We start from the raw sequence: 16,544 nt of genomic DNA on the forward strand, positions 1-16,544 counted from the left end.
TTAAATATGTATAATAAAGCGTCATGATGATGAAATTAAATAACACTTATTATCTAATGCGCCATGGTGAGGCATATTCAAATAAAAAGCCTCGGTGGTTATCTTCTTTGCCAGAAATTAAAATTTCCCATTTAACACCTACTGGCAAGAAAAAAATTTCTCAAAATGCAAAAAAATTTAAAAAAATTGACATTGATTTAATTTTTTACTCTCCGTTGGAACGGACTAAAGAAACAGCCAAAATTATTAATCGCATTATTAAAAAACCACTTTTTATTGTACCAAATCTAAAAGAAATTGATTTTGGAATTTTTAATGGATTGCACCCCGATGTTTATTGGGCTTATTTTGAAAATCCCCTTCAACGTTTTACTAAAAAAATTCCCGAAGGAGAAAATTTAAATCAATGCCTTAAAAGAATTAGCAAGTTTTTTAAAAAAATTAATAAAAAATATAAAAATAAGAAGATTCTTATCATCAGCCACGCTGATATTTTATGGCTGCTTGAAGGAATAATTAGGAAACAAAACAAAAAACAAATGGTTAAAAATTACCGCTTTAGATTAAAACCCGGGGAATTTCGCTGTTTTGAAAAAACTAACGATTAATTATAACTAGTGAATTAATAGCTAAAAAGATAAAAAAGTTTAATAAAGCTACACTCGCAATTAAGAGAAAGCTAATTTTTTTATTTCGAAACCAAATGATAAAAGCTAAAAATAAATGTAAAACAAAGAAAAAGAAAGCAATAAACCAAAAAAGATAAAAATTCCAAAAATAACCGAGAATTTTAATACCCTCAAGTGATGTGTAGTAAATAATATATGACCTATTTGGGATTGGCTTTATATTAATCAAAATTACAATTAAAGTGATTAATAAGATAAAAAGATTAATTGTAATCCCAATTTTTATCCATTTATTCTTTAGAAAAATTTTTAACCCTTCTTTGCTCATATTGAAGCGCCCCCGACGGGAATCGAACCCATGTTTCCACCTTGAGAGAGTGGCGTCCTAGCCGCTAGACGACAGGGGCTTATTGTTTTATTTTAAAGAATTTTTAGAAAAAATAAAGATTTGACAAAAACGACGCAAAAGTTTAAGCTTTAAATAGCTACTTTAAAAATTAATTAAGGAGGTTTTAAATGATTAGAAAAATAAAATTTTATGAAGTAAAAATTGATAATGATATTTTTAAAAATTCGAAAATTGATGGAATAGTTGTAATGGGTATGGGATTAAACAGGGCTCGCACCGCCCCTTGCGAACAAAGCAAGGCACTAACCAATGTTGGAGTCCATTTGGCACTACAAAAAAATACTCCTCTTATTATTGTTGGGATGGAAGAACAACCGAATGACGTTTTTTTTAGAAATGAAAGTAGATTGTTGGTGGACTATATAAAAGAAATTTTTAAAAAAGAATATGACAAAATCTCTATTTCAACATTCACAAAATGGAGTTTGTTGGCTAGATGCTCTGAGATAATAAAAAAAATGCAGGAGAAAAATTGGCATAAAATAGCCATTATTCTCCATGCAGATCAGGTTGGTCGCGTAAAAAAGATGCTTAAAATTTCCTCTTATTTATTAGAAAATGGTGATGAACTAGAATTTTTCCTTATTCCTCTCAATATCCCCTATAATGGAGATAATTATCATTTTTGGAAAAGAGAAAAATTTTTAAACGTTCTTTATGAAACTTACTGCCTCCTAACACATGACCTTCAACCTTAATTTTTTATAAAAAGGCCGCCATAAAATGTCGGCCTTTTTCTTTTTTATTATAATAGTAAGAAAATTTAAAATCCTTCCGATTTTAATTCTTCAACAACTTCGTCTAATTTGATAGCGCGAGAAGCCTTCACTAAAATTAAATCCCCTGCTTTAATTTCTTTTCTAATCATTTTTCGAGCAGCTTCGCTGGTGTTAAAAATTACTATATTATTTTTATCAAAACCATGTTTAATAGCTGATTCGGCAATTAATTTTGCTGCAGTGCCAACACAAATCAAAGCATCAGCAATTCCAACAACTTCTTTCCCTATTTTTTCGTGTGCTTCAATAGTATAATCCCCTAATTCCAACATATCACCCAAAATTGCCACCTTTCTTTTTGCTGGAATTTCTTTCAAGGTTTCAAGTGCCGATTTCATTGACAAAGGAGAAGCATTATAGCAATCATCAAGAATAATTGTATTTTTTATTCCCCTGATGATATTCATTCGATGAATAATTGGTCGATATTTCTCAATGGACTCACTGATTTTTACTAAATTAATGCCCATAGCAATACCAACCGCTGCTGCAGCAGCCACGGCATAAATCTGCGGCTTTCCAATGGTATCATATAATCTAAAAGGTACTAAAATATTGCCATATTGAATTTTAAAACTCATCCCCTCAGGCATACCTTCCTCGTCTAATTTATATTCTAAGCCAAGTATTTGAATATCAGCCTCTTCATTAAAACCAAAACTAAGAATTTGGGCGCGGGTTTTATTTTTTAATCCCCAAACAATCGCATCATCACGATTTAAAATAGCAAAACCACTCGCTGATAAATTTTCAGTTAATTTGCTTTTTTCTTTCGCAACAGCTTGCGGTCCAGAATAATTTTCCACATGAACGGGCACTTCGCCGATGGCGGTTATTATACCAATTTTTGGCTTAACAATATTTATTAAATATTGAATATCTCCTGGTTTATCTGCTGCTAATTCCAAAATTAAAATTTCTGGATAATTTTTATTAATAAAAATTAATTGTTTTAATGCAAAGAGTAAGACCTTTGGCCAAAATAATATTCCAGTGATTTTTTCATAATCCTTAATAACAGTTAATGGCACTCCAATTTCATTATTAAAATTTCCTCGCGAACGACGTACATTCTTTTCTTGAGAAAGAACAGTAAAAATAGCTTCTTTTGTTGAAGTTTTACCTGCACTACCTGTAATGCCAATTACAAACGGTTTATATTTTTTTAAAGTCAAAATCGCCAAATATCGAAGAATTCTTTTTAAAAGATTAAAAAGCGGGCGGGATTTCATAATAATTTAAAATATATTGCGCCAACTCTCTAAACATTGGCACGACCGTTTGCCCAGCCAAAGGTGCTTTTGGTTTATCAAGTTTTACAAAAGCAATAAATTTAGGATCTTCGGCTGGCGCATAACCAATAAATGATTGGATGGTTTCGGTTGAGGAATAACCACCTCCTTTTATTGGTATCTGCGCTGTTCCTGTTTTTCCAGCGATTTGATAACCTTTAATAGCGGCAATTTGATTTTTGTCAACAGAATAGGTCATAATAATACGCAATTGCTGGGCAGTTTCTGATTTAATAATCTCTTTATTTACTGTTGGTTTATTAATAATTTTTTCTTCTCCTTCTGAACTTATAATTTTTTCAACAATAAAAGGTTTCATCATCATTCCTTTATTCGCGATAGCTGAAAAAGCATTAATCATTTCAATGGGAGTGACTGATATCGCCTGACCAAAAGAAGCTGTAGCAAAATAAATATCAGTGAAGCTTTTTAAATTAGTAATGTTTCCGCTTACTTCATTAGGCAAATCAATTCCTGTTTTTTCATCAAAACCAAATTTTAACACATATTGATGAAAAATATCATGACCAATTAATTTTTCCAAAAATGCTGCTCCTGTATTTAAGCTATACGCAATAATATCATAAACATTAACTAATCCGTGAGCCTTTAAATCCCAGTTTTTTATAGTTTTACCCGAAACAACAACTTCTCCATTATCGTAATACTCGGTTTTCGGAGTAATTCGCCCTGAATCCAATCCTGCCGCAACTGTAATAATTTTAAAAACCGACCCTGGCTCATATATATGTTGAACAACAGGATTATCAAATATTGAGATTTCGTAATCAGAATAAGAATTTGGGTCAAAATTAGGATAATTTGCTAATGCTAAAATTTTACCGTTTTGAGGATCCATCACAATAATATTTCCTCCTTCCGCCTCCCATTTTTTAACATAATCTGTTAGTAATTCTTCTGCTTTTTTCTGAATATTAAAATCGATGGAAGCCACAATATCATAATTATTTCTTTTGTAAATTAAGCTATCCAAAGAAAGGAAGTCAAGAATATTATTGGAAAAACTTTGATTTGATAAATATTTATCATAGTATTTCTCTAAACCATATTGACCATGAAAATCTTTCACGTCGTTTTTAACATAGCCGAGCAATTGCGATGCAAATTTTTGATATGGATAATAACGTCCAATATATTCTTTCAAATAAATGCCTTTGAAATTTTCTTTTTGAATTATTCTGTAATCATCTATATCTATTTTTTTAATAATTGGCTCATACAAACTATTGGTCTTAGAAAGCTTTACCATTAGATCTTCGTAAGATAAATTGTATTTTTGACTGAAGAATTTCGCCACAGCTACTTTATTATCTATTTCTTTGGGCACAGCGAAAACTTCATAAAATGTTTTATTTACAGCTACCGGGATTAAATTGCCATTCTTATCTTGAAAAAAAATACTTCCTCGCACATATTGGAGGTTATTTTTTATTTGTTCCGATGTTTTAATTTGAGCGGCTGCTTTTTGAGAAAATTCGGTGTAATGTAAAATTTGCAAGGAATACAATCGACAAAAAATAAACGAAACTACCAATAAAAATAAAATTGCTACGGTATAAAATCTCCAATGCTTGCCAATTTTTTTTAATTTCTTCGGCCTCATTATAAATTATTATACTATAAACTCTGGAGTTTGTTTACACCAACTTCTGTGGATTTTTTTGTTGTTGAAAAATAATTCGGATTGTTAACAACGGAAAGGTTACTTTTTTCAAATAAAGTTGGAAGTTTTTCAAAATCTTTTATCTGATTTATTTGATTTTTTAATTCGGCATTTTTATGTTCCAAAGATGTTAATTGGGCTGATAATTCTTTTAAGTCTAAACGATAGTTATTCATTTGGATTTTTGAAAAAAGACTGAAAATAATTGAAAAAACAACAACTCCCATTAATAAAAGGTTAATAAACAACAAAAAATGGGCTTTTTTACTATTAATTTTGGCCCGCTTTTCCCAAACTGTTTTATGGGCTACTAGGTTATATCGGTTATGTTTTAAGCTTATTACTGTCATAAAAATTAAATTATTAGATTTTTTGAGCGACCCGCAATTTTGCTGATCTGCTCCGACAATTATTTAAAATCTCGACTTTTGTTGGTGTTACTGGTTTTTTAGTAATAATTTTTAAAATCCCCTCTTGATTTTTTTTCTTAAAAAAATTTTTAACAATTTTATCTTCTAAAGAATGGTAGCTAACAACAGCAATGCGACCATTTGAATTTAAAAGTTTTAATGATTTCTCCAACGCAATTGCCAAATTATTTAATTCGTCATTTACATAAATTCTTAGAGCTTGGAAGGTTTTTGTGGCTGGATGAATTTTTCCTCTTCGTTTATTTATTCTTACAATAATTTCTACCAATTCGGACGTTTTCGTAATTTTTTTCTTTTGACGCTCTTCCACAATTGCCTTGGCAATTTTATAAGCATTCCTTTCTTCTCCATATTCGCGAAAAATTTTTGTTAAATTTTCTAAACTTTCCTTATTAACTACATCTTCTGCTGTTAGAACATTGTCTTTCGAAAAAGTCATTTTCAATGGTTCGTCTCGTAAAAAAGAAAATCCTCGACCCGATTCCTCAATTTGAAAACTTCCTAATCCTAAATCAAAAACTATTCCATCAATTGAATTAAATTTAGTTTCCTGAACAATTTCATCAACATCTCTAAAATTTCCTTGTTTTAAAATTACTCTATCCTTAAAGGCCTTTAATCTTTCTTGGGCAATCTTTAATGAATCCTCGTCTAAATCGATTCCCAAAATTTTACCCCTCGGACCTGTATGTTGTAATAAACAGAGCGAATAACCACCCTCTCCTACCGTTGCATCAATAAAATTCTCGTTTGGTTGGGGATTAGTAAACTTTATAACTTCTTGTAAAAGAACTGGGATGTGCATATTCTAAATGCCAAATTCAATCAATTTTTCTGCAATATCATTGACTTCTTTTTCTGTTTTAATACGGTAATCATTCCAAGAGTTTTCATCCCAAATCTCTAAGCGATTATTAATACCGGCAATAATGACCTTTTTATTCAACTTAGCAAATTGACGTAAGTATTCAGGAATTAGTATTCTTCCTTGTTGATCAATCTCAGCTTCTACTGCACCAGCTAACATAAAACGTGAAAAAGCGCGGGAATTTGCTTGAGTTAAAGGTAAATTATTTAAACGTTGTAACAATAAATCCCACTCTTTTTTGGGATAAATAAATAAACAGGTATCCAAACCGCGAGTTACGATTACGCTTCCTCCTAATTCATTTCGCAATTTAGCTGGTATAGCCAATCTACCTTTATTATCTAAATTGTAGTGATACTCGCCTATTAACATATGTTTTTATTAGCTATCCACAGTTTTTCTTATTTATCCCCACATTTATCCACAATTCCCCACTACATTAAAATAATACACCACTTTTAATTAAAGTGCAAAATATTTACCTCATTACTCAAATTAATCTAGAAACTAAATCAAAAATAAAAAAATCCGCATAAAATGAGGATTTTTTAAAATTAAGAAAAAAGCTTTAATTTCTAATTGTTCACAATTTATCCACAATTAAAATTTTCATTCTAATAAAACACCACTTTTTAGAATTTCCCACTCTTCAGGTGGAAGATTTGGCAACTGTCTAATTGGCGTAATCCCAGGGTAACGCCATACGCTTATAATTCTAATTTTATCTTTTGAAATTTTATTTTTGTTTTTTTGATTTTTTTTGCTTTTAATCTTTTGGAACATCACCCAAATTTCTTTTGGATGTTTTTTCGTGCCAACACTTTGCATAACAGCAATTGTTTCTGGAGCAATTCCTTCTTCAATTCTATGTGGTGTATGTAAAACTCTTCGAATACGCGATTCAGATAATCGATATTGGAGCATTTTTTCAATAGAATGTTTTGTCCAAATTATTGTTTCTGTATCCTGAGGAATTTTAAAACGCATGTTTATTTTACAATTTTTAATTTATAAAAAATTTTATTTTTATCATTTATTGACAATTTGCTCTTATTTACTACTTCGGCAAAAAATCGAATTGATTGATCATAAACCAAACGGTCGACTGGATACGGTGTGGCATCTTTTCCACCGTGGGCAAAAGAATAACGAGCTGGATCGCGATATGAAGGTTTTGCACCATAAATTATTTCTGAAACTAAAGCCAGCGCCCGAATTGTTTTTGGTCCTACGCCTTGAATAGATAATAATTTTTCATAATTCTCTGGTTTTGTTTGATAAACCAAATACAAAATTTTTTTAAGATATCGGTTTTTCAAAAAATTTTCTTTCACGACTGGATGCCAGATAAATTCCTTATTTTCTAAATTCAAAAAAATACTTTGTTGTTTGCTCTCTTTAATTTTTAACATTTGGGAGTAATCTGAAAAATGCTTATCCAAAATTTGAATATCTCTTATTAATTCATAATAATTGCCTCGCACTAATTGAGTGCTTATTTCTCTCGTTTTTTCACTTTCTAAGGCAGTCAGGTTTAATGTTGGTTGATTTAATAATTGGCTTGCAATGCCAGAATGAGGCTCTTTGACTAAATCAGAAATTTTTTTTGAATACCAATGATAACGACGAGCGCTTTGATTTAAAGTGTTCATCCCCTGCTGAACAATTGTCCAACTGCCATTTTTAGAAAAAAATAAAGTATGGTGGTAAATTTGGAAACCATCTTGAATAAGAGCGCTATCCACTTTAGCAGTCATTCGAGAATTATAAATCAATGAATTTACATAACCATCGGGCAAACTTAAAATTTCCCCCCATCTTTCAATTTCTTCTGGGGTTTTACGAGAAGTTTTCCCCTTGCCACCACAAATAAAAATTCCTAATTCTCTTTCCCGACCTCTAATTGCTTCTTTAAGGGCGGCCGTTAAAACAGTAGTTAAACCAGATGCGTTCCAATCAAAGGCCAACACTGTGCCCAATGATTGAAACCAAACAGGATCGGCAATACGCTTAATAAATTCATCTGGTCCAAACTCTTCAATAATAACTTTTATAATTTCCCGACTAAGTTTTGTCATCCGTTCAAAAAGCCAACGAGGACATTTTCCATCATCTAAACCAAATGTAGCTATGCCACGGTAAATCATATTTAAATTGTATCATTTCTGCAATAAAAAATAAATTGATTTTTAAAGAAAAAGGTGTAAAATAACATTGAGGGCGGTTAGCTCAGTTGGTTAGAGCGTACGGTTCACATCCGTAAGGTCAGAGGTTCGAATCCTCTACCGCCCACCCAAACAAAAAAGCACCGCTTATTTAAGCGGTGCTTTTTTGTTTGAAGTAACTTTCTACTTAATTTCAACAATTGCACCGGCTTCTTCGAGTTGTTTTTTAATTTGTTCAGCCTCTTCTTTCTTTACTCCTTGTTTTACTGGTTTTGGAGCGCCATCAACTAAATCTTTTGCCTCTTTTAATCCTAAACCAGTGATATCTTTTACAACTTTTATCACTTGTACTTTGGCATCGCCGGCGTTTGTCAAAACAACATCAAAAGTAGTTTTTTCTTCGCCAGCAGCACCAGCAGCGCCAGATCCAGCATTACCGCCAGCAACTGCCATAATTTGCGGTGCGGCTGAAACACCAAATTTTTCTTCTAATGCTTTTACTAATTGAGACAATTCTAAAACATTTAATTTTTCAATTTCCTCAATAATATCTTGTAGTTTTTTATCCACTTCGCTCATATATTATTTTTGTTTTTTAGCAATTGCGTCTAAGGCAATTGCTAATTTTTGAATATTACCATTAAGAACTCCGACCAAAGTTCTTGGTAAAGAATTTAAAGTATAGACTAATTGTGAAAGAAGGATTTCCTTCGAAGGTAATTTGGCTAATTCAACAATTCTTTCAGTGCTAAAAAAGTTTTTATTAATAAATCCTCCTAAAATTTTTAATTTGGGTTCTTTCTTGCCACTACTAAATTTGTAAGTTATTTTTGAAGCTTCAAGTCCCTCTTCTGGACTAAAAATTAAACCAACCGATCCCGGAAACGAAAAAACATTAAAATTAATATCCGAATGTGATAACATTTTTTGAACTAATGTCTTTTTAGTAATTTTTAATTCAATCCCCTGCTTCCTTAATTCATTTCTTAAATTTTCCAAATCCGCCACCTTAAGACCAGTAAAATCAACCATTAATACCGCTGGGTTTTTCTCGATTTTTTCTTTTAGCTCTTCAATGATTTTGGCTTTTTGTTGTTTTGTTAGCATAATTAAAAATAAAAAACGACTTTTATCGAAAAGCCGCAGAAAATAAAATCTTTCTCCTTTTTGCCTCAGCAGGACTTACGCTTCTTTTTGCTCGCTGCCTACTTTCTGCGGCTAATTCTAGTTTACTGATTTAAACTTTTATGTCAAGATTTGATAATGATAAATTTTTTGTTTAAAATAACAAACAATATGCATTTGCAAAAATTAACAAAAGAACAAAAACAAAAAAGATTAGTTTATTTTGCTTTCAAACAATTAGGCAAGCCTTATAAGTATGCCGCCAAAAAATATGAAATCGGAAAGTTTTTTGATTGCTCTAGTTTAACTCAATACCTTTATAAACGCATTGGCATCAATATTCCTCGTTCTACCATCCTCCAAGCCGAAATCGGCAAAATTATTCCCCACAGAGAAAAACCTCCTTTTTTTAAACCCCAGGATTTACAAATTGGCGATCTTCTATTCTTTAAAGGCACAAAGGGTCATTACAATAAAAAATTTCCTAATGGTATTGGACATGTAACGATGTATCTGGGAAATAAAAAATTTATCCATGCGAGTGGGCATGGTTCAACAAAAAATCAAAAAGTAAAATTAGAAAAATTCGAAAAAATCGTTAATCGAAGGGATTTTCAAGTAGCCAAAAGAATTATTTAAAAAAACAGTGGCGCGCTCCACAACACCAGCGACAAAATAAACAAAATGATTAAAATAATTTGAATAATTTTTTTCCTCCTCATAATCATATTATAGTTCTTCCTGAAGGCGCTTAATTAATTGATGATTTTTTAATTTTTCTAATGCTTTGGCTTCAATTTGACGAATACGTTCACGTGTCACATTAAATTCCTTTCCTACTTCCTCCAAGGTATGGACAACCCCATCTTCTAAACCGAAACGCATGGAAAGAATTTTTTGTTCGCGTGGTGTTAAATCAACTAAAATTTCCTTTAGTTGATCTTTGATTAAACGATGTGTTGCGGATTGATCAGGAGATAAAGTTTTTTCATCTGCAATAAATTCCCCAAGCAGAGATTCTTCATCAGAATCACCAATTGGCGTTTCTAATGAAACGGTATCTTGAGCAATTTTTATAAGGTGATGAATTTTATCAACATCGACACCCATTTCTGCAGCAATCTCCTCTGGTAACGGATCACGTCCCAAATCTTGAGCCAAACGTCGACGAGCTTGGGAATATTTTGACAACGTTTCAATCATATGAACTGGGATTCTAATAATGCGCGTCTGATCAGCCAAAGCTCTTGTAATTGCCTGCCTAATCCACCACGTTGCATAAGTTGAAAATTTAAAACCTTTACGATAATCAAATTTTTCAACAGCTCTAGCCAAACCTATATTACCCTCCTGAATTAAATCCAATAGGGTTAGATTGTGGCTTCGATTAATATATTTTTTAGCAATTGCCACAACTAAACGTAAGTTGCTTTGAATTAATTGTTTTTTTGCTTCTTTGTCGCCATCCATTGCTCTTTTTGCTAATTCTCTTTCTTGAGCAGGCGTTAATAACGGAACCTTTCCTATCTCCCTTAAATAATTCTGAACAGCATCAGACATTTCAAACTCGAATGAATCATCTTTTAATGAACGCTTTAAATCATGAACTGTCACCTTCTCTTCCGGCAATTCAATCATATCTTTTGCTTCAATTACTTCAATGTTGGATTTTTCACAAGCATCATAAATTTCTTCCAGCAACGAAATGTCCTCTTCTATTTGAGGAAACACGGCTAAAATCTCTGTTTCAGTAATAAATCCGCGCGTTTTTCCTTTTTGAATAAGAGCCTTTAATTTTTCATCTTTTATAGAATCTCTTTTGAGAATTTTCTCTTTAGTTTTTCTCTCTTTCTTCTCTTTTTTGCTTTTCTTGATTTTTTTGTTGTTTTTCTTGGTTTTTTTATTTTTTGGAGACATATTTAAAAATTAACTTCTTTTAATAATTGATTGAGCTCTTGCAAATAACGACTAATTTCTTCAATATTATTATTTAACTCGGCAGTTTTCAATTGTCTAGTCTTCTCTTCGATTAGTTGCTTATGGTGTTCTTTTTTTAATTCTAAAACTATTTTTTCAAATTCCAAATTCCAATCAATTTCCTCATCGGAAAATTCATAATCGGCTAATAATTGGAGGTATCCGATTTTTTCCCATGATTCATTCTCAACCTCTTTTTTATTATTTAAATAATCTATTATTAAACTTGCTAATTTCTGTTGTTCTTCATTTAAAAAATCGCTTATTTCTTTTAATCTTTCCTGGATAATTTGAACTTTTAAAGCAAGCGCTAAAACTCTTTCGCTTAATAATTCTTTGCGTGTTTTTAAAAAATCTGCACCAGTAAGCAATATTTTTTCTTCTCTTCTTTCAACTGTTTTCATATCTAAATTTTTTTTAATTTTTTCCAATAATTCCTGCAAAAATTCTTCTTTAATTTGAAAATCTTCGGCAATTCTCCTTAACCACTCCGCCCGCTCAACCGGATTATCAATATAAGCTAATTTTGACAACAAAAATTCAATTGCCTGCTTTTTTTCTAATAAATTATTCGGGTTGTATTTTGAAAGGGCTTTTTGATAATAATATTCGCCAGCATCACTAGCTTTATGGATTACTTCTTCTAATTTTTCAGGATAGTTTGAGGCGTATTCGGCAATGTCTTTGGCTTCGGGCAAAGAAACAATTTTAACTTGAAAATCAAAAAATTTTGCTAAATCAATTGCTCTTTCTGCCGCCAATCTTCCTGCCTCATCCATATCATAACCAATAACCAAATTTTTCGTTATCCTTTTCAAAATCCTTAATTGGTCTTCGGTCAAGGCTGTTCCTGAAGTGGCAACAACATTTTTAATGCCACTCTGCCAAGCCATTAGAAAATCCATTTGACCCTCAACTAATAAAACCCAATTTTTTTCTCTGATATCTTTTTTGGTTTTAGAAAATCCGTATAAAATTTGGCTTTTATTAAAAATGGGACTTTCGGGAGAATTCAAATATTTTGGTTCATTAATCGATTCACCAAAGATTCTGCCGGTAAAAGCAACGATGCGATCCTGATGATTAAAAATTGGAAAGATAATTCGATTGCGAAAACGATCAAAATAGCTATCATTTTGCTTTTGTGATTTTATAACTAAACCCGAATCAACAATATCTTCAATTTTAAATTTATTACTCAATAAGAACCTCAGAAGAGCGTCTCTCTGATTTGGAGCAAATCCCAATTGCCAATAAGAAATCGTTTCTTTTTTAAGCCCCCTTTTCAATAAATAATCCTGAACGGCTTTATTTTTTTTCAACTCTTCCTCAAAAAATTCTGTAGCTTTTTCATAAATATCGTATAATTTTGAAATCTGATTAGCAATCAAAGGGTCTTCTTTTTTTAATTCGATTCCCGCCTTCTTCGCTAAAATTTTTAAAGCATCTGCAAAATCAAGGTTTTCGTACTGCATTACAAATTTAAAAATGTCACCCCCTCTATGGCAACCAAAACAATGCCAAATTTGTCTTTCCGGCGAAACCATAAAAGAAGGAGTTTTTTCTTTATGAAATGGGCAAAGAGCTTTAAAATTAGAACCAGCTTTTGTTAATTTTATATATTCTCCTATCAATTCAACAATATCTAATTTTTCTTTAATTTGATCAATAATTCCCATAAATTTAAGAAATTATTATAACGCTAATCGAATTTTTTTTCAAATAATTAATAGTGCCGCCTTTAATAAAGGCGGCACTATACTATATTTATATTATTTTAGCCTAAAATTTAGAATTCGGTTGATAGTTTTTCTTTCAATTGTTTTAGTATTTGTTCATCATCTTCTTTTATCTCTTTTGATGCATCAGTAATTATAGAATTATCTTTGTTTGTTGAAATATCCTGATAATTAATAGTTGCTGGCGGTAAATTGATAATTGTTGGGTTGCTTTGATTATTTGCTGGTATGTTTGTATTTGCCATTCCTTCAGTTTGTGCAGTTGTTCGGTACTTCTCTAATAATTTTTTACCAATATAAACCCAGAACAACCATAATAGTAAGAGTAGATTAAATAACAATGATAGGAAGTACCAGGAAAAATTAAAATGTCTAATTTTATCCCATAAAGCGGCTAAAGCAAAAAATTTGGTTAAATCTTTCTGCGCATCACCGCATATTGAATCATACCAGGAAATAAATGTCGGGGTTGGTTTAGCAACAGTTATTGCTCCTAGAACCTGTTTTACAGGAAGACCCATGATACCAAAATATCCAAAATCACTAGTGAAAATAGAAAGATTGTTGTTATTAGTATAACGAATGGTATTTCTTAAATTCCAATTGGTTGGCAAATATTTTGCTTGGACAATAGTTAAAGAGTTTTCGTTAATGCCAGAGATTTTACTATCAAAATAATTTATTTGTAAAACAGCTAAATTTTCTAATTCAACTGATTTACAATCTTCATTTTCAACGGCAATATGAATTATTTTGTCACCAATAAATTGATAGCTACCAATTTTTAAATTAGGATTAATTATTTTTTGCCAATCGAAAATCGCTATATTTACTCGAATATCTTCATAATAAGAGCCGGAAATAACGGATAATCTTACATTAAAACCGTCGCTGGTTGAAACCATACACAATCCGCCAGTTTTACCATTAATCCAGCAAGTTTTTTCAATAAGAGCGGTTGGAAAATGAGTAAATTGACAAGTTGAAGTGCCTAACACCGTTGGTGTAGGCGTTAACCATTCCCAATAACCTGGGCCACCACCCGAAGAACCTGTTGAAGTTGGTGTAGGAGTGGGAGTGGGAGTTGAAGTTGGAGTAGGAGTTGGGGTTGGGGTTACGCCGCCTGAAACAACTTCTAAATTAGCTTCACCATAAGCTACTTTTATCCAATCATCGCCACAGATAGTTAAATCTTTAATATATACTTCAACTTTAATATTTTTAGTCCCAGTGCGTGTAAATGTTGTTGTCCATTCGCCTCTTAATTTATTACTATTAATAGAACTCACATCTCCTGACCAACGCCATTCACAAGATGCAGTGGAAGAATTACATTCAGGAATGGCATCAGTTTTAATAGTAACTGTTTGATTAACTAAGGCTGGATTGGGAGAGATATAGACATTGGTGATATGTAGTAAAGGATAAGGATTAACACATGCCAAAAAATAGCGCGTTTTTAAAGCACTTTGCAAATTCTCCTTAGAAATCGTTAAAACAATCAGAATAAGCGTTAAACCAGCTATAATAAAAAGAATTTTTGAGATATTTGCAATGTTTTTCATAGTATTTATCTGGATTTAAATTGCCTCTAAATTATATCTATTTTAATTTTTTTGTCAAGAACGCCTTAAAAATTCCCCACCCAACAAAAAAAGAGGATGTAAACAAAATATATCCCTAATGGTTTTTATTAATTTTCCTTTTTTATCGCCAAATCCAAAATTTTAAGAATTAATTGTTCATAATCTATTCCGGCAATTTTGGCCTCTCGCGCCAATCCCCCATCTTCTGAAATATCTGGGTTAGGATTAACTTCCAATACATATATTTTATTCTCTTTTTCATCATAGCGGATATCTAATCGCGCATAACCACTACAACCAAAAATTTTATAGCATTTTTTGGCAATTTCTTCTAACTGATTTTTTAATTCATCGTTTATTTGAGCAGGACAAATAACTGGTGTCTTTTTAAAAGCGATACTTTGTTTAACCCATTTGGCTTTATAGCTAACTACTCGTGGGATATTTGTTGGCAATTCACTAAAATCTATCTCGGCAATTGGCAAAACAGTCAATTTTTTATTACCAATAATTCCTACATTAAATTCCCGCCCGTCAATGAATTCTTCAACCAGCGCCTCTTGTTGGTAAACATCTAAAATATGTTCCACTTGTTCTTTTAACTCTTCTTCATTTTTAACTACTGAACGCTCTTTAATTCCAACACTTCCATCTTCTCTAATTGGTTTAACAATCAAAGGAAATTTTAGGTTGGGATTTAATTTGCGATTACTACTTGAAAACACTTGCCATTTGGGAGTTAAAATACCATGGTAAGTTAAAATTTCTTTGGTTCTAGCTTTATTTTGACATAAAGCCAATGTGAAATAATTATTACCAGTATATGGAATTTTCAGAATATCAAAAATCGCCGCAACATGGGGTTCTAATCGCGGATCATCATAAAAACCGTCATCGGCCAAATTAAAAATTACATCTGGTTTTTCGCTTTTTAATTTTTCAAATAAATCAACATCAACTTCTAATACTCTAACTTCGTGGCTATTCTGTAATAAAACTTTTTTGATGGCAAACGCGTCTGACAAATTGGCACGCCCATAAATATCAACCTGATTTTCATTATCATTAAAATTTTTAACATTTCTTGCAACAATAACAATTTTCATAAGCTTATTTCAAACTTTTATAATACATTACTATTATAGCATGAATTTTTTGATACAATGTAAATTTTTTTGGCAATAAATTCATAAAAAAGTTCTGAATGTTAGCATAAGAATTTTTTTTGATTGGTAATTTAAACTCCTTCACCCATCTTTTTGTATAAGCATCAACAACAAAAATCGGCTTATGGAAAGCATATAATAAAATTGAATCCGCCGTCTCTGGTCCAACGCCTTTAATTTTTAATAATGCCTTGCGTAAATCTTTTAATTTTTTCTTTTCTAAATTTTTAATACCGCCGTTTTTAATAAAAAATTTACAAATGTTTTTAAGGTATCTGGTTTTGGTTTTATAAAATCCTGCTGGTCTAATAAGTTTTTCTATTTGATTTGAGGGTGTAAAATAAATCGCTCTTAAATTGTCTTTATTGACCTCTTCCAAATTAGCCATTGCCTTTTCTACATTATTCCAATTTGTCTGCTGAGTTAAAATTGCCTCGATAATTACTTTTTCTCTTTCTTTTATAGATTTGTTCTTTTTGCACCAAAAAGCCCATTGGGAATTAACAATAGGATATTTTTTAGAAAATTTTTTATAAAAAACTAATATTTGTTTTTGCCAATCAATAAACATGAGAAATTACTTTCTCTTGTTTCGTAAGTTCGATTTGTGTACTTCGCTTTTTAAACGAGATGGTCTTAGTACAGGTAAATTCTTTTTGATAATTTTTTCCTTTGCAACTTTTAAATAATTTTT

Annotated in this window: 18 protein-coding genes and 2 tRNA genes; 4 read left to right on the forward strand and 16 right to left on the reverse strand. The window is 31.3% G+C overall.

Translation table 11 applies throughout. The features are described from left to right. The first annotated feature begins 26 nt into the window (after positions 1–26). Positions 27–608, forward strand: a complete 582-nt coding sequence (locus N2692_02230; protein ID MCX8016097.1) for a phosphoglycerate mutase family protein — start codon at positions 27–29, stop codon at positions 606–608. Here the strand turns inward: N2692_02230 and N2692_02235 are convergent. Continuing rightward, entirely contained in the window at positions 598–957 is a 360-nt protein-coding gene (locus N2692_02235; GenBank protein MCX8016098.1) for a hypothetical protein, read from the reverse strand. The genes N2692_02230 and N2692_02235 overlap by 11 nt on opposite strands. 7 nt (positions 958–964) lie before the next feature. Further along, positions 965–1,036 (reverse strand) — tRNA-Glu (locus tag N2692_02240). Positions 1,037–1,145: 109 nt separating this feature from the next. On the opposite strand from N2692_02240, the gene N2692_02245 reads away from it, so the two are divergent. After that, positions 1,146–1,736, forward strand: a complete 591-nt coding sequence (locus N2692_02245) for a hypothetical protein (GenBank protein MCX8016099.1) — start codon at positions 1,146–1,148, stop codon at positions 1,734–1,736. A 65-nt stretch (positions 1,737–1,801) separates the two neighbouring features. Here the strand turns inward: N2692_02245 and N2692_02250 are convergent, their stop codons facing one another. From N2692_02250 to N2692_02280, 7 genes are all read right to left on the reverse strand, one after another. Then, complete coding sequence (locus tag N2692_02250; protein MCX8016100.1) at positions 1,802–3,049, reverse strand: UDP-N-acetylmuramoyl-tripeptide--D-alanyl-D-alanine ligase; 1,248 nt, start codon at positions 3,047–3,049, stop codon at positions 1,802–1,804. After that, the gene (locus N2692_02255) at positions 3,027–4,733 is read right to left on the reverse strand and encodes a penicillin-binding protein 2 (protein MCX8016101.1); all 1,707 of its coding nucleotides are present in this window, start codon (positions 4,731–4,733) and stop codon (positions 3,027–3,029) included. The genes N2692_02250 and N2692_02255 overlap by 23 nt, the downstream gene beginning before the upstream one ends. Positions 4,734–4,747: 14 nt before the next feature. Continuing rightward, positions 4,748–5,143 (reverse strand): hypothetical protein, encoded by a 396-nt coding sequence (locus tag N2692_02260; GenBank protein ID MCX8016102.1) that lies wholly within the window; start codon positions 5,141–5,143, stop codon positions 4,748–4,750. Positions 5,144–5,156: 13 nt separating this feature from the next. Further along, a complete protein-coding gene (gene rsmH, locus N2692_02265) occupies positions 5,157–6,029 on the reverse strand; it encodes a 16S rRNA (cytosine(1402)-N(4))-methyltransferase RsmH (GenBank protein ID MCX8016103.1) in 873 nt (290 codons plus the stop codon). A gap of 3 nt (positions 6,030–6,032) precedes the next feature. Further along, complete coding sequence (mraZ, locus tag N2692_02270; GenBank protein ID MCX8016104.1) at positions 6,033–6,464, reverse strand: division/cell wall cluster transcriptional repressor MraZ; 432 nt, start codon at positions 6,462–6,464, stop codon at positions 6,033–6,035. Positions 6,465–6,701: 237 nt separating this feature from the next. After that, positions 6,702–7,079 (reverse strand): hypothetical protein, encoded by a 378-nt coding sequence (locus N2692_02275; protein MCX8016105.1) that lies wholly within the window; start codon positions 7,077–7,079, stop codon positions 6,702–6,704. 2 nt (positions 7,080–7,081) lie between these two features. Continuing rightward, positions 7,082–8,239, reverse strand: a complete 1,158-nt coding sequence (locus N2692_02280) for a DUF763 domain-containing protein (GenBank protein MCX8016106.1) — start codon at positions 8,237–8,239, stop codon at positions 7,082–7,084. A gap of 71 nt (positions 8,240–8,310) precedes the next feature. Here N2692_02280 and N2692_02285 point away from each other — a divergent pair. Continuing rightward, a tRNA-Val gene (locus N2692_02285) sits at positions 8,311–8,384 on the forward strand. A gap of 56 nt (positions 8,385–8,440) precedes the next feature. Here the strand turns inward: N2692_02285 and rplL are convergent. Together rplL and rplJ are read right to left on the reverse strand one after the other, a co-directional pair. Then, positions 8,441–8,836, reverse strand: a complete 396-nt coding sequence (gene rplL, locus N2692_02290) for a 50S ribosomal protein L7/L12 (GenBank protein ID MCX8016107.1) — start codon at positions 8,834–8,836, stop codon at positions 8,441–8,443. Positions 8,837–8,839: 3 nt separating this feature from the next. Next, positions 8,840–9,364 carry a 50S ribosomal protein L10 gene (rplJ, locus tag N2692_02295; protein ID MCX8016108.1) on the reverse strand — a complete coding sequence of 175 codons (525 nt, stop codon included), beginning with the start codon at positions 9,362–9,364 and terminating at the stop codon, positions 8,840–8,842. 189 nt (positions 9,365–9,553) lie between these two features. Between rplJ and N2692_02300 the strand changes: the two genes are divergently transcribed. Then, positions 9,554–10,021, forward strand: a complete 468-nt coding sequence (locus N2692_02300) for a C40 family peptidase (GenBank protein ID MCX8016109.1) — start codon at positions 9,554–9,556, stop codon at positions 10,019–10,021. Between the two features lie 90 nt (positions 10,022–10,111). Here the strand turns inward: N2692_02300 and N2692_02305 are convergent, their stop codons facing one another. From N2692_02305 to N2692_02325, 5 genes are all read right to left on the reverse strand, one after another. Beyond that, positions 10,112–11,299 carry a sigma-70 family RNA polymerase sigma factor gene (locus tag N2692_02305; protein MCX8016110.1) on the reverse strand — a complete coding sequence of 396 codons (1,188 nt, stop codon included), beginning with the start codon at positions 11,297–11,299 and terminating at the stop codon, positions 10,112–10,114. Positions 11,300–11,301: 2 nt separating this feature from the next. Continuing rightward, positions 11,302–13,038, reverse strand: coding sequence for a DNA primase (dnaG, locus tag N2692_02310; GenBank protein MCX8016111.1), 1,737 nt, complete (start codon positions 13,036–13,038; stop codon positions 11,302–11,304). Positions 13,039–13,148: 110 nt separating this feature from the next. Next, positions 13,149–14,663: a hypothetical protein gene (locus N2692_02315; GenBank protein ID MCX8016112.1), complete on the reverse strand. Its 1,515-nt coding sequence runs from the start codon at positions 14,661–14,663 to the stop codon at positions 13,149–13,151. Positions 14,664–14,791: 128 nt separating this feature from the next. Next, positions 14,792–15,790 carry an ATP-grasp domain-containing protein gene (locus N2692_02320; GenBank protein ID MCX8016113.1) on the reverse strand — a complete coding sequence of 333 codons (999 nt, stop codon included), beginning with the start codon at positions 15,788–15,790 and terminating at the stop codon, positions 14,792–14,794. A 4-nt stretch (positions 15,791–15,794) separates the two neighbouring features. Next, a complete protein-coding gene (locus N2692_02325; protein ID MCX8016114.1) occupies positions 15,795–16,421 on the reverse strand; it encodes an endonuclease in 627 nt (208 codons plus the stop codon). Positions 16,422–16,544 lie beyond the last annotated feature (123 nt).

The sequence above is a fragment of the Patescibacteria group bacterium genome, from assembly GCA_026415775.1.
Taxonomy (GTDB): domain Bacteria; phylum Patescibacteriota; class Minisyncoccia; order UBA6257; family JAAZHW01; genus SKW32.